Here is a 21,948-nt window from a genome sequence, read left to right on the forward strand (position 1 = left end):
CAGGTGGAGTCCGCGCTCACTCGGGTTTCCGCAGTGCCCGCAGCAGCTCGCGGGTCCTGGCCTCCGGCATGTAGGCGCGGGTGAGGGCGACGCCGATGCGTGGCAGGTCCGCTTCGTCGCGGTACAGCAGGTACAGCGGCTCGTACCGCGGGTTGAATTTCTGCTTGAAGGCGTGCAGGGACCGGAACCCGTAGTACGGCTCCATGAAGACGCCGAGCTGGTCCAGGAGCCGGTCGAAGGGGGTGGCGGACTTTGACCAGGCGCTGTCGCTGTGGGCGAGCGGGGCCCCGGACAGGGACACGAACTCCGCGCCCTCCTCCTGGAAGGCCAGGAACGCGGAGGCAATCATGAACTCGACCACGGGCGGGAAGGGCCCGTCCGCACGTCTGCGCATGACGTCGAGCGTCCACCCGCGCACTTGGCCGTCGCCGGCGTACACGGGGATCCACGAGGTGACCCCGAGCACCGTCGTGCCTTCCGTCGCCAGGCCGACGCGTACGTGGGGGTCGAGCGCCTCGTCGACGCCGCCCAGCGTGAAACCCATCTCCGGCAGCCCTTTGTCACCCACCCACTCCTCGGAGATGGCCCGTACCTGGCTGACGACCTGGCGCGGCTGATCGGCCAGGCGGACCAGTTCGAAGCCGACGTCCAGCTTCTTGCCGCGGTTCAGGGCGCTGCGGACCTTCTGCCACCGCTTGCCGGTGAGCTCCAGCCCTGACAGAGGCACCACGGTGTCCTCCGCCACTTGGACGCTGTGCCAGCCCAGCGCCTCGGCGGCCTCAGCGACCGGGCGGGTCGTGGAGAACAGGCAGGGAACCATGCCGTGGTGCTCACAGAAGTCGACGAAGTCCCGCACCGCCGCCCGTCGGTCCTGCGGCGCCCCGGCCGGGTCACTGAGGGCGATGCAGACGCCCGCGTGCTTTCGGTAGGCGACGTAGGCGTGGCCGGAGGGGGCGAAGAAGTAGGAGTTCTCGGGCCAGGTGGTCATCCAGGACAGGTTGGTGCCGCCGTGCCGGACGAGCAGGTCCACGGCCCGCTCGCGCTCTTCTTGCGGGGTCGCCTCGCGCGAGCGGCGGAATCTGCCGAGCCATGGGGTGGGGACGCGGAACGCGGACCGTCCCGCCAGGAGAACGGCGAGCTCGGCGGCCCAGACGACGCCCACCGGCACCAGCACCGGCAGGTCTTCGAGTACGTCACGCCGGTCCGCCTCGTCCGCCAGCGCGTACGCCACCGCGACCAGCGCCCCCAGCAGCACCGACAGCGCGGCCAGGACGGTACTGATCCACCAGGCCGCGCGTCGGCCCTTGCGCAGTCCGTTGACGAGCACGGCGGCCACCAGCGCGTGGAGGGCGGCGTGGAGCGCGGACCCACCCAGCCTGTAGGTGGATCCCATGGGTCCCTGGGCGGAGATCAACCACACCGTGACGGTGATGGCCAGGAGCAGCACGATGCCCGAGGCGGCGAACAGGCGCCACTCGCGGCGGCTCACCCGGCCCGAGGCGGGGGACCGGCCCGGTACCGGCAGCCACCGGGCGGCGGTCAGGCCCAGCGCGACGCCGACCAGATGCTCCAGGTCGGCGATCCCGCCCACGAACAGGAAGACCACCAGCACATAGCCCGACAGGGCCAGCCGCACCCGTAGCCGCCAGGGGGAGGGCAGGGTCGCGGTGGCCAGGGCCGCAGCGGCCAGCGCGCCGCCCGAGGGCCCCACGTCCAGGTCCCTGGACACCAGCTCCGCCCACGACCAGTTCACGCCCCGGCCCAGCCACAGCAGTCCGGCACTGGCGAGCACCGCGACGAGATGGCCGACGAGCGTTGTCGCCGCGGCCCACCGGGTGCCCAGCCGCCATTCGGCAAAGCCCACCAGGAAGATCACGGCGACCACGATGACCAGGCCGGCGCTTGGCCGGGCCCCGAACACGAACCCGCTGAACAACGTCCACCAGCGGTTCGCCTCGAACGACGGCAGCCCGTAGGCGATCTGGGGATACCAGGAACGGTCCTCCACCGGCCGCCACAGGGACTGCGTGGCCAGGGCAACCACGAGCATGGCCACGAGCAGCCCGAAGGTGAACGGCAGCCGGAGCGCCACCCGTATGACGCGGCCCCTGCCGTCGGTGGAGGCGACGCTGTCCGCCGGTCGATCGAAGCGGCCTGAGCTGAGCTGTCGAATGCCCACGAAGAACCATTAAAGGTGGAGGTTGGACACCGTGCGCGTCGGTGGCTAGGCGTGGGGTGCGGCCGTGGCGGGCGCCAGCCGATGCCCTGTTTGCTGCAGCAGGCCGAACGCGCGGTCGAACGCTGCGCCTTGCACTGCGACGCCAACGCGATCACCGCGCAGGACGCCGAAGGCACCCCCCCCACGTCCCGTCAGCGACCATCGGGACCCTTCTTCGAGCGGCTCGTCGACCGGTCAGGAGCTGGTTGCGGGACGTCCGGTGACCTGCTGACCGCATTGGTTGTGTCCGCGGGGGAGGAGTGGCACCCGCCGCAGAGTGAGAGCCATGCGGTGGGCGACTCCGGTCGTGGGGGTCGTCGCCGTGCCGTTGTCGGTGCTGGCACAGAGCTGGCGGATCCAGTTCCCAGCGCAGTTCGCGCCGTGTCCGTAGCGTCGTCGGCGGTGCTGCCGAGCCTGGTGTACGCCCTGTTTTGGAAAGGGTGCACGCGGGCCGGTCCGCCCTGGACGATGTACGCGGGGCTCATCTGCGCCGTGGTTTGCTGCGGACCTTCGGGCCGACGGCCTCGGGCCGCCCGGCGCGCTCTTCCCGTCGGCCGACTTCGCCTGGTTCCCGCTGGCGAGGCAGGGGTGGTGACCAATCCGGCGGGATTCGCGGCCGGCTGGCTTGCCGGTGTGCGCACCGCGCGCAGGAGGAAGCCCGAGGACGTCGCCCGCTACGTGGCCCTCGCGGTCCGCTCCCTGTCGGCCGGCCGGAGGAGGCCCGGGTCCCCTGATCCGGGTCGTCCTTCGGTCCTGTGCCTCAGCCTTGTTTCAGGACCCGCATGAATTGGTCGGCCAGGGCGCCTGTGTCGATGTTGTCCGCGTCATGCCCGGACAGGATCCGGAAGAAGGCGGGGCCGATCAAGAGCGCGGTCGCTTGCTCGGCGGACAGGGTGGTACTGGTGGCGGCGATAGCGGTCTTTACCGTCGCTGCGGCACTTTCTCCGAGGATGTCGCGGGAGGCCAACAGGCGTGCCACGGCCGGGTCATGCTGTGCTTCTCCCATGAGGGCCCGGTAGGCCGCTCCTGCGTGGGAGCGTGCCAAGAAGGCGACCAGGGCGTTGAGGTAGGCCTCTACGTCCGTGCGGGCGTCGCCGCTGTGAGGCACCGCCAGTTCGTCCTGTGCGTCGAGCACGCTCGCCTCGTACAGGACTTCGGCCTTGTTCGACCACCAGCGGTATACGGTCTGCCGGCCCACGCCGGCTCGTTCTGCGATGCCCTTCATCGTCAGTGCCGCGTAGCCGACCTCGACCAGGAGGTCGTCGACGGCATGCAGCACGGCGGCCCGTGCGCTCTCGCTGCGTGGCCGTCCGCGGCCGCTGGCACCCACCATGGCTCCACTATAAACGAGGCATCGTGTCCCGCATGTGTTACTTTTACGGTGCACGGTGACTCGGAAATAGGTGCTGCCCGTCTGGCCTGCCCCTTCGTGCCGTGCGTCCTGTACCTCGTCCAATCAAGGAAACGAGAGCAATGGCTACCACCACGCTGGAAAGTCCCGTGCGCCCGGCCCAGAGGTCCGGTCTGGTCCTGGCGTGCATGAGCGTGTGCACCGCATTGGTGGTCGGGTTCGTCGCGGCGATCAACCTGGCAGTTCCGGGGCTGGCGGCGAGCTCCTTACAGCCGACGTCCTCGGATCTGTTGTGGATCGTCGACGCCTACGTGGTGGTCTTCGCCTGCCTGGTCATCCCCGCCGGCGCGGCTGGCGACAAGCTCGGCCGCAAGGGAACGCTGCTGACAGGGCTCGGCATATTTGCGGCCGGGGCCATCGTCTCGGCCGTCGCGCCCGGCGTGGCGATCATGTTGATCGGCCGCGCGATCACCGGCCTTGGTGCCGCATGCGTCCTGCCGAACTGTGTCGGCATTCTGCTGCATGCCACTGCTCCTGAGCGCCGAACTCATGCCCTGGCCGTCTGGGCTGCAGCCTCCGGAATCGGCGGCGTTGTCGGCAATGTGGGTGGCGGCGCCGTGCTGACCGCGGGATCCTGGCGGTCCCTGTTCGTGGCCGTCGCGGTCATCGCCACCGGGTGTCTGGCCTGGGCTGCACGCTCGACGCCGCGCAGCCCCCGACACGAGCGCACCCTGGACCTGCCGGGCACGCTGCTGTTCATAGCGGCCGTGGTGGCTCTGCTCATCGGCATCATCGAGGGGCCCGAACAAGGCTGGGGCAGCAACGTCGTGTTCGCCGCCTTCGCCGCCAGCGTGCTGCTGGCTGCGTGCTGGGTCCTGGTCGAGCTGCGTGTGGCCCACCCCATGCTGGATCCCCGGGTCTTCCGCAGCCCGGCACTCAGCAGCGCCAGCCTGGGAATGACCGTTGTCTTCTTCGGAAGCTTCGGCCTCTTCTACATCAACGCCTCACTGCTGCAGTACGGGCGCGGCTTCTCCGTTCTGCAGACCGGCCTCGGCATCGTCCCGCTGACCGTTCCACTCCTGCTCGGCACGCGCTACGTGCCGACACTGATGCGCCGCATCGGGGCCCCCGCCACGCTCGCTGCGGCATTCCTGCTGAGCAGCGCCGGCCTGCTCTGGCTCTCCTACGCCTCCACCATGGCCTACCCCGTCTACGCGACCGCACTGGTCGTGATCGGCCTGGGCATCATGCTGGCCGCCCCATGCCTGACCGCTCAGATCGCCTCAGCCCTGCCCGTGGAGCGAGCCGGCATCGCCGGAGGCCTGCAGTCGGCGACCCGCGAACTGGGCAGCGCCCTGGGGGTAGCGGTCTTCGGCACCATCCTCACCGCCGACTTCACCCACCACCTTCCCGCGGCGCTGAGCGAGCACTCGCCTATCCCACGCACCGTCAAGGAGGCGCTCACCCTTGCGCCTTCGGACCACGACGCCATCACCCAGGCCTTCACTCACGGAGCCGAAATCGCGCTGCGTGCGGCCGCGCTCGTCGTCCTGCTCGCTGGAGCAGTGGTCGTCGCTGGTGCCTGGCGCGGGCACAAGACGGCGCGTCAGTAAGGCGATACCGCTCCAGACGTCCCCGTATTCGGCACAAGCGCCGTGCCCGAGACACCCCCAACCACCCTCTCCACCATCACAGCCCCTCAGGGGCGAAGGAGGCCACACTCATGCGTGCATTTGTCACTGGAGCCACCGGCTGGATCGGGTCTGCCGTAGTCGACGAGCTCCTCGCGACCGGACACCAGGTCATCGGTCTTGCCCGATCCGAACAGGGCGGGCAGAAGCTGACCGCCAAGGGCGCGGCCGCACTCCGAGGCGACCTCGACGACCTTGCCGTGCTGCAACGTGGCGCGGACCAGGCCGATGCCGTCATCCACCTTGCGAACAAGCACGACTGGGGCAACCCGGCCGAGTCGGACCGGGCTGAGCGCGCCGCCGTCGCAGCGCTCGGCGATGCCCTGACCGGCAGCAACCGGCCCCTCCTGGTCGCCTCCGCACTCTCTGGCCTGGTGGCAGGTCGGCCGGCCACCGAGGCGGATGCCTCACCGGCCGTGGGCCCCAACTCCAACCGCGGAGGCAGCGAGAATCTTGCCCTGGACTACGTTGCCAAGGACGTACGGACCGTCATCCTACGGTTCGCGCCGAGCGTGCACGGCCGCGGTGACTGGGGATTCGTCAACTTCCTGACCGCCGCCGCCCGCCAGCGCGGCGCCTCGGGGTACATCGGTGACGGTTCCGTCGACTGGTCCGCGGTGCACCGCACGGACGCGGCCCGCCTCATCCGCCGTGGCATGGAGCGGGCACCTGCCGGCACACGCCTGCACGCCGTGGCCGAAGAAAGCGTCACGACCAAGGAAATCGCCGAGGCCATCGGCCGCAGCCTCGGCCTGCCGGTGACCTCCGTCGCTCCCGAGGACGCCGGATCCCACTTCGGCTTCGTCGGCCGCTTCTTCGCGTCGGCCATGACCGCCAGCAGCAAGACCACCCAGCAGCTCCTGTCCTGGGAGCCCAGCGGGCCCACCCTCATCGAAGACATTGACGCCGGCGCCTACACGGCCTGACACGCCGCGAAACCCGGGGCGCCGAGTTCGGGCGGCGGAACCCACCGACGCGAGCTGGCGGTGGGTTGCGCCCCCTGCCGCCGTGCGCAGGAAGGGCAGCGCGTCGGCTCGATGCCCGGATCCGGGCGAGCAGTGCGCGTCCCGTGCGCAGGGCGCACCGGGCACGCATCGAGCGCGGCCGAACCGCGTAGTTCAGACCGCACTCGATGCGTGTTCCTATCGCTCAGCCCTCGCGTACGACCATGCGCAGGCGGGTGGCGAAGAGGTCGGGGGTCTCGACGAACCCGATGTGGCCACCGGGGAACGTCGTTGGCTCGGTGCCCAGCGAGTCAGCGAGCGCGCGGGAGGTTCGGTCGCAGAGCTGTCCGGCGGAGTCGTCACCGATGCCCACCACGATGCGAGTGGTCGCCGCGCGCAGGGCTGCCGGGTCGGGCTGCCAGTAGGTGGAAGCCCGCATCTCGTGCGCGAACCAGCGGCGCTCGTCCGCCACTTGTTGCGGATCGCGCTCCCCGCCGAACATCTGCTCAATCAGGGGTTCGGGCATCGTGATGTTGGCCTGGGCGAAGAACTTCTTCCAGGCCCCCGTCACGTCGTCGGCGAGGTAGGTGGCGATGAGGTCCTCGGTGCCGGTACGCAGTTGCTCTGAGTCCTCCAGCAGTTCGATCAGCGGTGGCTCATGGGCGACGACCGTGTGCACCTGGTCGGGATGGGTCTGAGCGAGGGCCAGGGCGCTGACGGCACCGCCGCTGGAGCCCACGACGATGGCCGGTCCCGCGTCGATGCGGGCGATCAGCCGGGACAGGTCGTCGGCGCGCAGTTGGGGTGTCGAGTCCTGGCCGGGGTCGTCGAGCTTGCTGCGGTTGATGCCGCGTGGATCGGTGGTGAGCACGGTGTGGTCGGTGGCGAGCAGCTCGGCCAGCGGGGCGAAGGCTGCGGAGTCCATCGGGGCACCGACCAGCACGATGAGAGGACCCTCGCCACGCACTTCGTAGTGCAGACGTGCGCCGGGCACCTTGAGGGAACCGACAGCAGCGGTGTCAGTCGGGTTAGTGGTCATGTGTTCTCCGGATGAGGCTGTGATGGGTCTGTCGATGCTTAGACCCTCCGGATGGTGCAGACTCATCGGTCACAGTTCGCGGCCGGCTGCGAAGCACAGTGGCCGACCAGCGCGCAGGGTGACAGGGATGATTTTGTGACGGCCGGTGTGGGTGGTCGCTAGGCCAGGCGTGAGTGTTCGTCTTCTCTACCGCAGTGATGTGTCCGATGCCTGCTGGGCCTTGATCGAAGCGGTCTTCACCGCTTGGCGGGCGATCCACTTTCGGTACACGGCCTAGCAGGCGCGTTTGCCGAGCCTGTGAGAGCCGCGACTGCAGTCCACGCGGGATGGAGGTCGCGATGCGGACCAGACCAGACGCTTCCCACGTTCGTTCCACCCACACCGCACGGCACCGAGGCGCGGGAGACGAGATCCGTACGAGGCCGTCACACTCGCAGTCAGCACGTCGATCCGTGAGGGAGCGTCACCGGCGCATGGTGGCACACCGCTGCTGCATGGAATTCTGGCCAGTTCCAACCGCGTTTCTACGCCGCCGCCCGGCTTGTCTAAGGCTCCTGGAGCAAATTGCCAGCTACATCTACAACGAGTAGCCCGCGGGTCAGCGCAATGGCCAGTCCGGCACACGGGACGAGCGCCCAGACGTCTCCGACCGGAATCCGGGCTCTGAGGTTCCCTGCGTCGTCCCAAAGCCGGACCGTGCGGTCGATGCTGCCGGAGGCGAGCAGGGTGCGGCCGTCGGCCATCTGGACGGTGCACAGGGCCGCGACCGCGTCGGTGTGGCCGGTGAGGTGGTGTTCCTGGATGCCTGTGGCGGGGTCCCACAGCCTGACCGTCCCGTCGATGCTGCCGGAGGCCAGGAGGGTGCGGCCGTCGGCCATCTGGACGGTGCACAGGGCCGCGACCGCGTCGGTGTGGCCGGTGAGGTGGTGTTCCTGGACGCCTGTTGCCGGGTCCCACAGCCTGACCGTGTTGTCGAAGCTGCCGGAGGCGAGCAGTGTGTAGCCGTCGGGCAACTGGACCGTGCACAAGGCGGTGACCTGGTCGGTGTGGCCGGTGAGGTGGTGTTCTTCGACGCCTGTGGCAAGATCCCACAAGCTCACCCCGTCGGTGCCCCCGGAGGCGAGCAGGGTGCGGCCGTCGGGCATCTGGACCGTGCACAGGGCGCTGACCTGGTCGGTGTGGCCAATGAGGTGGTGTTCTTGGACGCCGGTGACGGGATCCCACCACCTGACGCCGTCGATGCCCCCGGAGGCGAGGAGGGCGCGGCCGTTGGCCACCTGGACCGTGCACAGGGCCCTGACCGCGTCGGTGTGGCCGGTGAGGTGGTGTTCCTGGATGCCTGTGGCGGGATCCCACAGCATGACGGTGCCGTCGGCACCTCCGGAGGCCAAAAGCGTGCGACAGCCCGAGAGCCGCACCAGGCACAAGGCCCTCACCCAGTCAGCGCGGTCAGCGACGTGAAGCTCCTGGGCGCCGCAAGCGTCCCACAGCCGGACTGTGCTGTCGTAACTGGCGGAGGCGAGCAGGGTGCGGCCGTCGGCTATCTGAACCGTGCATAACGCCTTGACCCGGTCGGTGTGGTCGGTGAGGTGGTGTTCCTGGGTGCCGGTGGCGGGATCCCACAGCCGCACCGCGCCGTTGCCGTCGCCAGAAGCAAGCAGGGTGCGGCCGTTGCTCGACCTGACCGTGCCCAGGGCGCTGACCCAGTTGGTGTGGTCGGTGAGCTGGTGTGCTTGGGCGCCGGTGGCGGGATCCCACAGCCGGACCGTGCTGTCGTGACTGGCGGAGGCGAGCAGGGTGCGGCCGTCGGCCGTCTGGACGGTGCACAGGGCGGTGACCCAGTTGGTGTGGTCGGTGAGCTGGTGTGCTTGGGTGCCGGTGGCGGGATCCCACAGCCGGACCGTGCTGTCGTGACTGGCGGAGGCGAGCAGGATGCGGCCGTCGGCCGTCTGGATGGTGCACAGGGCGGTGACAGCGCCCGTGTGGCCGGTGAGATGGTCTACCTGGGTGCCGGTGACGGGATCCCACAGCCGCACGGCGCCGTCATGGCCGGCTGAGGCGAGCAGAGCTCTGCCGTCGGCCACCTGGATCGTGCACAGGGCTTCGATCATGCGGTCGTCGCTGATGAGGTGGTGTTCTTGCGTGCCGGTGGCGGGATCCCACAGCCGCACCGCGCCGACGTCGCTGCCGGAGGCGAGCAGGGTGCGGCCGTCGGCCATCTGAACCGTGCACAAGGACACGATCGCGTCGGTGTGGTCGCCGACGAGGTGGTGTTCTTGGGCGCCGGTGACGGGATCCCACACCCGGACCGTGCCGTCCATACTGGCGGAGGCGAGCAGGGTGCGGCCGTCCGGCACCTGCACAGCACGCAGGGCCACAACCGGGTAGGTGTGGCCGGTGAGGTGGTGTTGCGGGATGCCGGTTGCGGGGTCCCACAGCCGTACCGATCCGTCGTTGCTGCCGGAGGCAAGGAGGTTGCGGCCGTCCGGCAGGTGCACCGTGCACAGGGCTTTCACCCAGTCGGTGTGGCCCTCCAGGACGACTTGCTGTTGGCCGGTCCGGATCGATGCCCATCGTGCGCGGTAGGGGCCTTGGCGGGCACGATAGCTGGATCCCAGGTCATGGATGGTCTCGGTCAGGCTGTAGAGGGCTGCGCGTTCGGCGGGTGGGGCGTCGATGGCGTGGGGTGTCAGGCGTATGAGGCTGGCGCGTTGTCGTGCTGGTGCTGTCGTGGCGGTTGCGGCAGCGGGGATGAGGCGACGGAGGTCGGCGTGGAGGAGGTAGTCGTCCTCGGCCAGGAGAGCGTCGATGGCTTGGCCGCGTTCGGCGTGGCCGGCCAGCGCGCTGAGGAGATAGGCGGGGGCCCGGTCCCAGCCGAGTTCGCGGCCGCTGGCCAGCAGGGCGTGGGTGATGGCGTTCTCGTCGGCGGTGGTGTTGCGGTGGCGGACGAGGGCGTCGCGTAGGGCTTGGTGGAACAGCCGGTAGGCGGGCACCGGCAGGTCGGTGGTGCTGGTTTCGACGAGGAAGTTGGCGGCTGAGGACCGCGCGAAGGCCTCCAGCCCGGCGGTACTGGGGGAGGGGTAGCCCAGGGCGGCGATGACGGCGCGCCAGAGATGGATGGGCATACCCGGGGCTTCGGCGTAGGCGAGGGCTGCGAAGACCGCGGCCGCGGGCACGCCGTCGGTACGGGGCAGCAAGGTCAGATAGTTGTTCAGGGCGGCGTCGACGGTCGGGGTGAAGTGCAGGGCGTCGAGGTCGATCGGATCGCGGCCGTGCATGCCGTGGGCGCGGGCGACCAGACCGGCGATCAGGAAGTTACGGTCGGCCAGCTGCGCGATCCGTTCCGCAACGGGCAGGGCTGCGTCGGTATCGGTGTAGGGGTTTCCGGGTCGCTCGGCGCCCTGGAGCTGCAAGGTGGCCAGGGCGTAGGCGGCGAGGTCGGCCTGGCTGAAGTAGCGGGCGTCGTCCAGGTCGAGCACGTAGGTGTTGCCGAAGTAGTCCAACAGGGGGCCGGCGTCGTCGAGACGGCGGGTCCCGACGACGACGCGCACACCAAGATGGTGGAGGTCGTGGGCGAGCGGCCGGACGATGTCACAGATGATCTGACGGGCGTGCTGAGGACCGACGGCCTCGTCCAAGGCGTCGATGACGACGCTGAAGCTGCCGCGCCGGGACCGCTCGAGGGTTGCGGCGAGGTTCTCGGCGAGCTCGGCCGGCTCCCACGGCAGTCGTGCCGAGGCGGCCCGGGCGATTTCACCGGCGACTTCCAGGGCGGTCTTGCCCTTGGCGTGTACGGCGCAGGCGACCGAGCCTTCCACCGCGCGCACGGCGTCGTCGTCGAAAGGGAGCGACGCGGCGACAGCCGGGTCGGAGGTGGTCACCATGCGGCCGAGGACCGTGGACTTGCCCACGCCGGGGGAGCCGGTCACGACCAGGACCCGGCCGTGGGGCAGCACGCCACTGAGCCAGTCGCGGATCTGTGTCAGGGCGGCGGTGCGCCCGCGGAACCTGAACCCCCGCTCGCTGTCGGTGTGTACGCCCCGAGCCCGGGGGCGCCAGTGCCGCACCGCTTCGGGGTCGGCGTCCAGGCTCCATCCCCACGCGGCAAGCGCGCTTTCCCCGGCAGCCTCGGTGGCCCACTCGGTCAGCAGATGGATCTTTTGCTCGGGCAGGCTCTGCGCGATCGCCTCGATGGTGATCGCACGGGCGTCCCCGTTGCCCTGGGCCTGGCCGACCATACCGACCACCGCCTGGTACTCACCCGACCACAACGCTGCCCCGCTGTAGCCTCGTTTGACGCCATGGCGGGAGTCGGTGTCCAACCGGATCCACCCATAACCGAGTTCCTCGCCGACCGCGCCGTGGGCGGAGTTGCCCAGCATCCCGTCGGGGAACCCGAACGCCCACCATTGGCCCTGACGCGCCATCAGGCTGCCGATGTCGGGCTGCCGCAGCCGAGCCGCGTATCCCTCGGCCACCGGCTCGTCCAGGACGAGCGCCGCAACGTCCCACACATCGTGCTCGGCCATCGGCGGTGCCTGCACGGCGGTGACCCGAATCCGTCGGTACCCGAGCCGCGGTGCCTTGGGGAAGGCCACCCACAACTCGGGCCGCGGTTGTCCCTGCTCGAACACCACATGTGCGCACGTCAGCACACGCTGACCGTCGATGAGGAACCCCGCACCGATCGGCTGACGGTCGCTCTCGGACCGATGGACAGCCGCAACCCAGGCAGCCGAAGCCGGCCGAGGACCGTCACCTGCGGCTGTCATGCCGCGTCCGAGGCAGCTCCAGACCAGGCCAGGCCAGAGTGATCTCGAAGTGCGCTTCCGTCGCGGCCCCGGCGGTCAGCCAGGTCGCCGCGCCCGCCGCCCGCACCCCGAACGTGGCCTCCCCCTGCCCCAGTTGCGGGTCCTTCACGTGCTCCCGCGCGCCTTCCACCGCTGGTGACACCGCATCCAGGACCGGCCCCGCACGGCCGACCGAAGTGACCTGCTGCCACTGCTCGCCCGCCTCGATCTCGAAGCGCACCCGCGTCCCGTCTCGCACGCCGTACGACAGGATCTGTAGCGCCTTCTGCTCACCCATCGTGCTGTCCGTCCCCCTGACTTCAAACACTGCACCGCAGCGTATCCGCGCTCCGGGCCCGGAGTGATGGCAAAAGGGGAAGTGAACCGGAGTCCGCGGACGGTCGAACTGCCCCCGGCCGGAGCTCCGGTCGGTCGTCCGGGTGGCGCTCACCGCGTCGAAGTCTCCGTGCAGGCCGAAAGCGGCTCTGCTGATGAAAGACAGCCTGGAGTCTGTGGTCTCGGTGATCCAGCCCGGGCAGCCGGATGCCGAGGCCGCGTTCGGCACGCTGGACGGCGCGGCGTCAGATGTGGCGACTGGAGCGGGAGTTCGCCGGGGGGCAGGCGCGGAGCCCGGCGCAGCGGTGCCGCGGCCTCGCACTGGAAGCTGGTGCTCGCGTGGCGCTGACGCAGGGGATCGGGCCGAGGGCCTGAAGGAACCGCCGGGCGGCAGTTGCCGCTCAACGGCACAATTCGCACTGAGGGCTGGCCAATCGATAAGGTGCCAGGTCACGACCGCACCCGTTCGAATTCACGGGCCGGTCAGGGCTCTGCCTCATGTGTGGCGCCTCTATGGCTGCCTCGCCGATCCCTGCCTGCCCGGGCCCTGAGACACGGGCGCGATCTTCACGGCGGGGCAGTCGGGCCCAGCCGACGGGTCAGGAGGAACGAGTGGCACAGATCATGGCCGAGGTCTCACGGACGTTCAACGAGTTTCTGCTCTTGCCCAACCGCACCCGGACCGACTGCTCGCCCGCGACGGTCGAGTTGCGTACGCCCCTCGTGCGGCACATTGTCGGCGAGGCATCGGCGATCGAGCTGCACTCCCCGTTCACGTCCGCGATCATGCAGGCCGTCAGCACACCGGAACTCGCGATCGCGCTCGCTCGCAACGGCGGTCTGAGCTTTCTGCACCACAACCAGTCGATCCAGGACCAGGTCGCAGCGGTCTGCCAAGTGAAGAACTTCAAGGCCGGGTTCGTCACCAGCGATACGAATGTGCGGCCTGATGACAGCCTGGATCTTCTGGTCGACATCATGCGCCGCACAGGTCACAGCACTGCCGCAGTCACCCACGACGGGACCGCCACTGGCCGCCTGCTCGGCCTGGTGACATCCCGCGACTTCCACCCCGAACGCCACGACCTGGCCGAACCGGTCAGAGGGCGGATGACTGCCATTGCCGACCTGCCCCACGCAGGGCCTGACACCACCCTTTCCGAGGCCAACGCCCGGCTGTGGGACGAACGGCTGGACTGCCTGCCGGTGCTGGACAGCGACGGCAACCTGCAGTACTTGGTCTTCCGGTCCGACTACACGGACAACAAGAGATTCCCGAACCAGGTCGTGGATGACGCCAAGCGCCTGCGCGTGGGCGCGGGCGTCAACACCCATGACTACCAGGAGCGCATTCCGGCCCTGGTGGAGGCGGGCGCGGACGCGCTCTGCTTCGACTCGTCCGACGGCTACAGCGACTGGCAGGCCCAGGCCCTGACCTGGGTGAAGAAGCACTTCCCCGAGATCCCGGTCGGCGGCGGCAACGTGGTCGACGGCGAGGCGTTCACCTTCCTCGCGGAGGCGGGGGCGGACTTCGTCAAGGTTGGCGTAGGCGGCGGTTCCATCTGTATCACTCGCGACCAGAAGGGCATCGGCCGCGGCCAGGCCAGTGCTGTGCTGGACGTCGCGGCAGCCCGGGACGCCTTCCGCGAGCGCACCGGCGAGTACGTGCCGATCTGCTCCGACGGCGGTCTGGTGCACGACTACCACGTGGCTCTGGCGCTGGCGATGGGAGCCGACTTCGTCATGATGGGACGCTACTTCGCGCGCTTCGACCAGGCAGCCGGCGCGAAGCTGCCCACCCGCGACGGGTTCGTGAAGGAGTACTGGGGCGAGGGCTCGAACCGGGCCCGCAACTGGCAGCGCTACGGCCAGGGCGGTCAAGGGCTGGTCTTCGAGGAAGGCGTGGACGGCTACGTCCCCTACGCCGGCGACCTCAACGAAGGACTCGCCCTGACCATCGCCAAGCTCAAGACCACGATGGTCTCCTGCGGCTCCACCACCCTGCCGGAGTTCCAGTCCACGGCCCGGCTGACCCTCGTCTCAGACCAGAGCTTCCAGGAGAGCCACGCCAACGTCGCCTTGCGGGACACCCCGGCCACAGCATCCTGACAAGCGGGCAAGGCCCGCCGACGGCACTACGGGTCGTAGGGGCACAGTGCACGGTCGGCACAGTCCGGCCCCACCCACCGCCAGCTGCTGCCAGTCATCGAGGTGAGCGGGGATGCCGACAGTCAGCGACGCCTGCGGTATCAGGTCCCGCCGCCACCAGCGAGCGCAGTGCGCGGCCGGCTCGGCCGTGCACTGGTCGACAGTGTGCGCCATGGACGGTGTGAGGGTGTCCGCGAGGTGTTCCAGGAGCCGGTTGAGGGAGGTTTGGCCGTCGTCGACCGGCTGCCTGTTCCTCGTCGGGCAACGGGATCGAGGCTCGCATGCGCTGAAGGCGGTCCTTCGCCCCCGGATCTGGGGTATCTGCCGCTTGCTCTGCCGCAGGCCGCCGTCTGCTGCACCGATACCAGGACCAGCGCGGCCGACTACCGCCACCTGCTCGCTGACGACGCCGGGGGTCGTTCGGGGGCGTTCCCTGGGTTCATGCGTGGTCGCACCGACCCGTGCGAGGCCGAATGCGGAACGCGCCTGAACGTTCCCGAACGCAGATGAATGAGACGGAAACCGAGACGGCCCACCGCAGCCTGACCACTCACGATGATGGGGTGCTCACCAGTCCCGCCACTGATCAGTGAGCTCGTGCCGACCGAGTCCGCGCCTGGCGGTCAGGGCTGCGACGTCGACTCCCTGCTCCGGTGACGGCTGCCCGCCACCTCCGTCTCGAGGGCGACGGTGTCGTCAAGGCCCGCCAGCCGGCACCACTCGTGGTCGTCCGTCCAGAACGTGGGCAGATCCAGTCGCCGGTCGATCAGCGTTCGTAGGCGTAGGCGAGAGGACCCCGATCTGGGAGGCGGTCGCGGCCGCTCGCAGTACGCGTCAGCTGCCCCGAAGGGCGACCGCCAGCGTCAGTTCAAGGACCCGGTGCGGCGATGCGAGGTCCGGGAACAGCTCCCGCAGCTGTGACATCCGGTACCGGACGGTCTGGGGATGGACGAACAACTCCGCCGCCACCTCGTCCCGCCTGCCCTGGTGCAGCAGCCACGCCCGCAAGGTCTCCTCCAACCGGCGTGCGGTTGCGACGGGCAAGGTCCGCAGCGGTGCGAGGGCTCGGGCACGCAGGTCTGCGAGTGCGTCCGCGTCGGCGGTGAGCACCAGCTCGGGCAGGTGGTCCTCGGTGTCGCGAATATCAGAGGAGAGGGACCGGGCGCGTACGGCGCGTGCGTATGAGGCGGACGCTCGAGTCCAGGGCCGGGCCGGGCCGACCACGGCGGTGCGGTCGGTCAGCTGACGCAGGAGATGCGATCGGTCGGCGTCGGGGACGAGCAGCACACCGGTGGCGTCCGGAAGGTCGTCGAGGACCAGGGTGCTCGGGTCGAGCGCGCGGTAGGCGGGCCGGGCCTGGGCGGCGGGCAGCAGGACCGCGGTCAGGGAACCCGGAGGCTGCCACCCCGCCCGTTGCGCGGAGGCCAGCAGCACGTCCGGGCCCGCACCGGCGAGGAGGTCGCGGGCCAGGTGTTCCAGGTGGCGCTCGTGGGCCCGGCCGCGGGCGGCCAGTTCGTCGGCGTGGCCCGCGGCGCTCGCGGCGGAGAGCTCGTCGATGTAGGCGAAGGTCAGCTCGGCGAACTTGGCGACCTCGGCGGCGGGCAGCCCTGCGGGTACGGCACCGTCTGCCAGGCATCGCCAGGCCACGCGGGCGCCGACGCGGTAGGCGCTGAGCAGGGCGTCCATCGAGCGGCCGTCGCGGACCTCGCCGCGGCCCAGCTCGTAGGCCGCGTCACCGCCGTCGACGCCCGTGGCGTTCCCGCTCGCGAGGTCCAGGTAGTGCCCCAGGGCGGTGCGGACGGCTCGGCGGATGGTGGCGCCCATGTGGCCCGTGAGGGCATTGGCGTAGGGCGGGACCTCGTCGATGATCGCCTGGACGACCTCGTCGGCGGTGGCCTTCAGCGCGGCCCGAAGTGCTGTGACCGTCGTCTCATCCAGGGCCAGTTCACTGGCCCTCCGCATCACGTGGCTCACGTTTTATTCCCTGCGAACAATTCAGCCGATCAGATTTACGTCCTGCGGTCAGGACTTTACGCCCTGAGGCGCAGCAAGCTGGAGCCATGACGAGTACAGCCCTCCGCAGCAGGGCGTGGAAACTACTGGAGATGGTCACCACGCCGCTGCTGCCGTCTGACTACCTCGACCTGGTCAGCCCGCTGCGTGCGGGCGCTGACCTGCGGGGACGCATCGAGGCCGTGCACCCCGAGACGGGCGACGCCGCGACCATCGTGATCAGACCGGGACGGGGCTGGCGCGGCCACACAGCCGGCCAGTACGTGCGCATCGGCGTGGACGTCGACGGCGTGCGCCTGTGGCGTGCCTACTCGCTCACCTCACCGACCAGCCGCAAGGACGGCCGCGTCACGATCACCGTGAAGGCGATCCCGGACGGCAAAGTCAGCAACCACCTGGTCCGCAGGGCGACACCGGGCACGCTGATCCAGCTCGACCAGGCGACCGGTGACTTCGTGCTGCCGAAGGCCAAGCCCGCCAAGGTGCTCTACCTGACGGCCGGCAGCGGCATCACCCCCGTCATGGGCATGCTGCGCGACACCGCATTCGACGATGTCGTCATGGTCCACTGCGCGCCACAGCCGCACGACGTGATCTTCCGCAACGAGCTGCACGACCTGGTCGCGGAGAAGAAGCTGCAGCTCACCGAGGTGCACACCGACACGGACGGCATGCTCGACATCGCCCGTCTCGACGAACTCGTACCCGACTGGGCCGAGCGTGAGACCTGGGCCTGCGGGCCCACGGGCCTGCTCGACGCCGCCGAAAAGCACTGGGCCGAGCACGGCGTCCCAGAGCGCCTGCACACCGAACGCTTCCGCCCCAGCATCGTCGTCGCCGGCGACGGCGGCGAGGTCACGTTCAGCACCACCGGCAAGACCGCCGACGCGGACGGCACCACGCCGCTGCTGGACGTCGGCGAAGAGGCCGGAGTGCTTATGCCCTCCGGGTGCCGCATGGGCATCTGCTTCAGCTGCACCACACCGCTCAAGGCGGGCGCCGTCCGTGACCTGCGCACCGGTGAGATCACCGAGGCCGAACCGGGCGTCCTCATCCAGACCTGCGTGTCCGCCGCCGCGGGCCCCTGCGACATCGAACGCTAGGAGCACCTTGACCGCCATCGACCCCACCGCCCACCTGACCGCGGAGCAGATCGAGGAGCTCGGCCGCGAGCTGGACGCGATCCGCGATGAGGTGATCGCCAGCCGCGGCGAGAAAGACGCCGCCTACATCCGCAAGGTGATCTCGGCGCAGCGCAAGCTCGAGCTGGCCAGCAGGGGCGTGCTGTTGTTCTCGTTCTTCCCGCCCGCGTGGCTGATCGGCACCGCCGGACTGTCCGTGGCGAAGATCATGGACAACATGGAGATCGGTCACAACATCCTGCACGGCCAGTGGGACTGGATGCGCGACCCGAAGATCCACTCCACCACCTGGGATTGGGATCACGTCTCGCCGGCCGACCAGTGGAAGCACTCGCACAACGAGCTGCACCACAAGTACACCAACGTGCTCGGCAAGGACAACGACCTCGGCTACGGCATCATGCGCGTCGACGAGGACCAGAAATGGCACCCGTTCCACCTCGGCCAGCCGCTGTGGAATTTCCTCAACGCCTGCTTCTTCGAATACGGCATCGCAGCGTACGACCTGGAACTCGGCGCGAACCTGTCCAAGCACCGCCGCAAGAACCCAGAGTTCCGCGCGCGGGCCAAGGCCGTGGGCCGCAAGATCCGCAAGCAGGTCCTCAAGGACTACGTGATCCACCCGCTGCTGTCGGGCCCCTCGTTCCTCACCACACTCGCCGCCACGTTCACCGCCAACCTGGTCCGCAACATCTGGTCCCACTCGGTGATCATGTGCGGGCACTTCCCCGAGGGCGTGCAGGTCTTCGAGCGCCGGTCGATCAAGGGCGAGACGCGCGGTGAGTGGTACCTGCGCCAGATGATGGGCTCGGCGAACATCAGCGGCAGCAAGGCCATGCACTTCATGACCGGCAACCTCTCGCACCAGATCGAGCACCACCTCTTCCCGGACCTGCCCAGCAACCGGTACGCCGAGGTCGCGGTGAAGGTGCGCGCACTGTTCGAGAAGTACGAGCTGGAGTACGTCACCGGGCCGCTGCCCAAGCAGGTGTTCTCCGCGTGGCACAAGGTCGTCCGGCTCTCGCTGCCGAACAAGAAGCCCAAGGTCAAGACACCGAACCGCGAGCAGGAGGTCCTCGCGGCCTGATTCTCGGTATCGGTTTGAGATCCTTCGGCCGTACCGGTGGCACCGCCGGGTTCGGTCAGGTCCCTTGCGGTCGGTGGGGGCCCGCGACATCAGACCGTACGACACGTGATCCGGGCAGCCCGGTCTCTAGCTGCGCTGCCCGGACGTGCGCCGGGAGCTCAGCATGTGATGTGACGTGGACACGTCCGGAACCGATGCCCGCCCGCTGCCCCGGTGTCCGACCCTGCGCTGGTGGCGGGCGCTGGTCTCCGTAGACGTGGGCTGAGTTGTGCTGCACTCACGGCGGGCCACGAGCCTGGCGGTGTCGTTCCTGGAGATCGAATCGGGGAGCAGCGGCTGGCGTTGTGGACGCAGACGAATCAGCGCAGAGGGCCTGCCGGACATCGCTGGTCTCCCGGCCGTGTACGAGCACGGCATCGCCTCCGGGTGCCAGAGGAACCCTGCCTTTCTCAACCGCGGCACCACCGGCGGGCGGGGCGACGTCACGCAGGGACGCCGAGCGGCGGGTGCTCGAGCACGCGGGGCTTGTACTCGACCAGCTGGATACGGCTGTCGAAGGTGCGGTGCTCGATCATCTCGAGGGCCACGTCCGGATAGCCGTCGTAGATGCGTTCCTCGCCCGTGGCGCCGGTGATCACCGGGAACATCACGACCCGGAAGCGGTCGACGAGTCCGGCTCGTAGCAGGGACCGGCACAGGCTGAGGCTGCCGATCGTGCTGAGGAGCCCCGAACTACTGGACTTCATGGCGCGGACAGCTTCGACGGCGTCGTCGCGGACGAGCGTTGAGTTGGCCCACGTCAGTGGCTCCTGGAGTGAGGAGGAGAACACCACCTTGGACGCTTGCGTGAGCTCGTCGACGGACGCCTCTTCCTCGGGCCTGAACTCGTCTTGTCCATCGGGGACCTCACCTGCGGCGAAGCCCGACATCAGGCGGTAGGTGTTCGCTCCCATCAGGTAAGTGGCCTCGGGCTGCTCACCGAGCCATGCGAGGTACTCCGGGCCTTCCAGGCCCCAGAACCCGGGCCATCCCTCTCCCGATGCGTAGCCGTCGAGGGAGGTGATGAAGTCGACGAGAAGCTCCGACATGGCGCTGTCCTTTCCTGGGGTGTCACGAGCTTGGACCGCCCGGGAGCCACAAACTCATCGGCCGCGCCGTGGAGTAACGAGAAACCTCATGACGCTGCAGCCGATCAGGTCGACGGAGCGGCACTGCCTGGATGACCCGACTAGCACAGGCACCGAGCTGGCAGGCCCCTGCCTCATGGCCGCGTCGAGCTCTGTGCGACGCCGTACCTGTCACCGAGGCCGCCGGTCCGACGCAGCCACTGGAGGCGAGTGCAGGGCATCCCGACATCACACGCGCACCCGATGCCGGCGGTCAGCCCCCGGTCCTCGCGTACCTTCCCCCGCACCCACCCCGAAGGCCAGTGCTCCCAGAGGACCTCGCGGACCGCCGACGTCCCTGACGGCGGCAGCTGCTTGGTGGCGACGTGGTCGTCGTCGATGCCACAGATATCCGGGTCCGCGGCCGCTCCCGCTGCCGTGTCTCCATGACGACGGCCGGCGCGATGGCCGCATGAGCTTTGCCTGGGCCGACTACCGCGACCTGCTCCTGTCCGTGCATCAGCAGCTCGGCAGGCCGTGCTCATCTGGGACAGAACCTCATCGTTCATTTCGCCTACGGGATACGGCAGTTCATCGCCCGGCTGGACTGGCTGACCGTCTACCAGCTGCCTTCCTACGCGCCCGGCCTCAGCCCGGTCGAGGGCATCTGGTCACTGCAGCGGTGCGGTTGGCTGTCCAACACTGCATTCACCACTCCCGAGCACCTCATCCAGACCATCCGCCACGGCATGAGGAGGATCCAGTGCCGCCCCCACTTCATCGGCGGATGCCTTGAGTTCAGGCTCAGTAACAAGATGTCCCGCGGACTGACGGGAGAATCCGCGCCAACCTGGCAAATCCGAAACGGACATGACCGCCCACAACAGCCTGAGCGTTGATCAGATGCTCCCTTGCTGAACCGTGCGCGATTGCGATCTTCACGGGCATCGGTAACCGGCGCCCAATGCGCCTTGCTGTACGCCCGTGAAGAGTTCGCCGAGAAGCCCCTGGTAGCCACTGGCTGATGCTGCTACGAGCGACTCATCCGCCTCACCGCGAAGGCCAGGGGCCTATTGCCCGGATTTCGCCCGTGCTTGCATGCGTTGGAACACGGTCACCGGGTCTCCTTCGAATTGCCAGGGCCAGTGGGTGACAGCTGAGCCGATTGCCTGGAAGGCGGGATGGGCATCACGGCGGCGGTTGGTTGCCATGAGGGCGTAGGCGAGGGTGTTGAGGTCGGCGAGGGCAGCTGCGTGGTTGAAGAAGGACGGCCGGGCCCAGTGTTGTGCGGCGCGGTCGAGCGTGTCATTGACCTGTCTATCGGTCCAGAAATTGCGTGCCATGAGGCCTTCGACGCCTCCCCGGGCCTGTATCGACTGGTAATGCAGTACCTGGGAGGTCAGCTCCGTTGCTACGCAGGGCGCGTTTGCGGGAACGCGAGCACGGAGAGAGTCGACGAATTCCAGTACCTGAAGCCGCGAACCGCCCTCGTCCGGTGTCAGGTAGCGCATCATGCTCAGGTAGGCCTCCCGGTTCCAGCGGTCGCGCAGCACCACCTCGTTCCACACCTGGAAGACGTCTGCAGGGGCGTGGCGCTCCAAGCGGCCCATCTCCAGCAGGACGATCCAGGGCGTGGGGTCCTGGGGGGCGAGATCCGCAGCGCGAAGGCAGTCGGTTCTGGCCCTGGAGACGCCTTCCGAATTGCCTGTCGTGCGGGCCCGGCAGAGTGTGGACCAGGCATGCAGGATCAGGGCGGTGGCATTGTCCGGATTCGTCCTGGCCCACTCCGAGGGCACGGGGGACTTGGACAGAAAGCGTGCCAGAACGGCCAGCCGGAAGGATCTGCGGTCCCAGTCCTGGGGTGTGGGTGTCAGGAAATTCTCGACCTGCGCCACGCAAACGTCTGTGCGCCCCATCGCAACCGTTTCCATCGTGGCGCGCAGCGACTTGAGGAGTTTCCCGAGGCGCACATCGTCAAGCTCCAGCGTGATGGCTGGGGTTCCCTTGCGGCTAATAGAAAAGAATGACATGCAGGCAGGTTAGGAAGACTCATGTATCAGGCAATACATTCCTGGTGATCGTT

General features: G+C 68.9%; 13 protein-coding genes and 1 pseudogene. 6 read left to right on the forward strand and 8 right to left on the reverse strand.

The window, feature by feature from the left end; translation table 11 throughout:
* Positions 1-16: 16 nt before the first annotated feature.
* Positions 17-2,179, reverse strand: coding sequence for a bifunctional lysylphosphatidylglycerol flippase/synthetase MprF (locus STRCI_RS41785; protein ID WP_269664222.1), 2,163 nt, complete (start codon positions 2,177-2,179; stop codon positions 17-19).
* 799 nt (positions 2,180-2,978) lie between these two features.
* Positions 2,979-3,551 carry a TetR/AcrR family transcriptional regulator gene (locus STRCI_RS41790; RefSeq protein WP_269664223.1) on the reverse strand — a complete coding sequence of 191 codons (573 nt, stop codon included), beginning with the start codon at positions 3,549-3,551 and terminating at the stop codon, positions 2,979-2,981.
* Positions 3,552-3,691: 140 nt separating this feature from the next.
* Here STRCI_RS41790 and STRCI_RS41795 point away from each other — a divergent pair, with 140 nt between their 5' ends.
* Both STRCI_RS41795 and STRCI_RS41800 read left to right on the forward strand, forming a co-directional pair.
* On the forward strand, positions 3,692-5,182 hold the full coding sequence (locus STRCI_RS41795) for an MFS transporter (RefSeq protein WP_269664224.1): 1,491 nt from the start codon (positions 3,692-3,694) through the stop codon (positions 5,180-5,182).
* 110 nt (positions 5,183-5,292) lie between these two features.
* Positions 5,293-6,186 carry an SDR family oxidoreductase gene (locus tag STRCI_RS41800; RefSeq protein WP_269664225.1) on the forward strand — a complete coding sequence of 298 codons (894 nt, stop codon included), beginning with the start codon at positions 5,293-5,295 and terminating at the stop codon, positions 6,184-6,186.
* Positions 6,187-6,409: 223 nt separating this feature from the next.
* Here the strand turns inward: STRCI_RS41800 and STRCI_RS41805 are convergent, their stop codons facing one another.
* From STRCI_RS41805 to STRCI_RS41815, 3 genes are all read right to left on the reverse strand, one after another.
* The gene (locus STRCI_RS41805) at positions 6,410-7,243 is read right to left on the reverse strand and encodes an alpha/beta fold hydrolase (RefSeq protein WP_269664226.1); all 834 of its coding nucleotides are present in this window, start codon (positions 7,241-7,243) and stop codon (positions 6,410-6,412) included.
* Positions 7,244-7,788: 545 nt separating this feature from the next.
* On the reverse strand, positions 7,789-12,015 hold the full coding sequence (locus STRCI_RS41810) for a trypsin-like peptidase domain-containing protein (RefSeq protein WP_269664227.1): 4,227 nt from the start codon (positions 12,013-12,015) through the stop codon (positions 7,789-7,791).
* Positions 11,999-12,331, reverse strand: coding sequence for a CU044_2847 family protein (locus STRCI_RS41815; RefSeq protein ID WP_269664228.1), 333 nt, complete (start codon positions 12,329-12,331; stop codon positions 11,999-12,001). Before STRCI_RS41815 ends, STRCI_RS41810 begins: the two co-directional genes overlap by 17 nt.
* Positions 12,332-12,981: 650 nt before the next feature.
* Between STRCI_RS41815 and STRCI_RS41820 the strand changes: the two genes are divergently transcribed.
* A complete protein-coding gene (locus STRCI_RS41820) occupies positions 12,982-14,478 on the forward strand; it encodes an IMP dehydrogenase (RefSeq protein ID WP_269664229.1) in 1,497 nt (498 codons plus the stop codon).
* A gap of 873 nt (positions 14,479-15,351) precedes the next feature.
* On the opposite strand, the gene STRCI_RS41830 is transcribed toward STRCI_RS41820, so the two are convergent.
* On the reverse strand, positions 15,352-16,491 hold the full coding sequence (locus STRCI_RS41830) for a PucR family transcriptional regulator (RefSeq protein ID WP_269664230.1): 1,140 nt from the start codon (positions 16,489-16,491) through the stop codon (positions 15,352-15,354).
* An 86-nt stretch (positions 16,492-16,577) separates the two neighbouring features.
* Between STRCI_RS41830 and STRCI_RS41835 the strand changes: the two genes are divergently transcribed.
* Both STRCI_RS41835 and STRCI_RS41840 read left to right on the forward strand, forming a co-directional pair.
* Entirely contained in the window at positions 16,578-17,633 is a 1,056-nt protein-coding gene (locus STRCI_RS41835) for a ferredoxin reductase (RefSeq protein WP_269664231.1), read from the forward strand.
* Between the two features lie 7 nt (positions 17,634-17,640).
* Complete coding sequence (locus STRCI_RS41840; RefSeq protein ID WP_269664232.1) at positions 17,641-18,759, forward strand: fatty acid desaturase family protein; 1,119 nt, start codon at positions 17,641-17,643, stop codon at positions 18,757-18,759.
* A 482-nt stretch (positions 18,760-19,241) separates the two neighbouring features.
* On the opposite strand, the gene STRCI_RS41845 is transcribed toward STRCI_RS41840, so the two are convergent.
* The gene (locus tag STRCI_RS41845; protein ID WP_269664233.1) at positions 19,242-19,847 is read right to left on the reverse strand and encodes a dihydrofolate reductase family protein; all 606 of its coding nucleotides are present in this window, start codon (positions 19,845-19,847) and stop codon (positions 19,242-19,244) included.
* Between the two features lie 608 nt (positions 19,848-20,455).
* Between STRCI_RS41845 and STRCI_RS43710 the strand changes: the two are divergent.
* A pseudogene (locus STRCI_RS43710) lies at positions 20,456-20,543 on the forward strand (transposase); the annotation flags it as partial.
* A gap of 392 nt (positions 20,544-20,935) precedes the next feature.
* Here the strand turns inward: STRCI_RS43710 and STRCI_RS41855 are convergent.
* A complete protein-coding gene (locus tag STRCI_RS41855; RefSeq protein ID WP_269664234.1) occupies positions 20,936-21,895 on the reverse strand; it encodes a hypothetical protein in 960 nt (319 codons plus the stop codon).
* Positions 21,896-21,948 lie beyond the last annotated feature (53 nt).

This window comes from Streptomyces cinnabarinus, assembly GCF_027270315.1.
Taxonomy (GTDB): domain Bacteria; phylum Actinomycetota; class Actinomycetes; order Streptomycetales; family Streptomycetaceae; genus Streptomyces; species Streptomyces cinnabarinus.

Coding starts and splice junctions, on each gene's coding strand:
- STRCI_RS41790 (WP_269664223.1), bottom strand. CDS start 3,551: ATGGTGGGTGCCAGCGGCCGCGGACGGCCACGCAGCGAGAGCGCACGG.
- STRCI_RS41835 (WP_269664231.1), top strand. CDS start 16,578: ATGACGAGTACAGCCCTCCGCAGCAGGGCGTGGAAACTACTGGAGATG.
- STRCI_RS41810 (WP_269664227.1), bottom strand. CDS start 12,015: ATGACAGCCGCAGGTGACGGTCCTCGGCCGGCTTCGGCTGCCTGGGTT.
- STRCI_RS41800 (WP_269664225.1), top strand. CDS start 5,293: ATGCGTGCATTTGTCACTGGAGCCACCGGCTGGATCGGGTCTGCCGTA.
- STRCI_RS41815 (WP_269664228.1), bottom strand. CDS start 12,331: ATGGGTGAGCAGAAGGCGCTACAGATCCTGTCGTACGGCGTGCGAGAC.
- STRCI_RS41855 (WP_269664234.1), bottom strand. CDS start 21,895: ATGTCATTCTTTTCTATTAGCCGCAAGGGAACCCCAGCCATCACGCTG.
- STRCI_RS41845 (WP_269664233.1), bottom strand. CDS start 19,847: ATGTCGGAGCTTCTCGTCGACTTCATCACCTCCCTCGACGGCTACGCA.
- STRCI_RS41795 (WP_269664224.1), top strand. CDS start 3,692: ATGGCTACCACCACGCTGGAAAGTCCCGTGCGCCCGGCCCAGAGGTCC.
- STRCI_RS41805 (WP_269664226.1), bottom strand. CDS start 7,243: ATGACCACTAACCCGACTGACACCGCTGCTGTCGGTTCCCTCAAGGTG.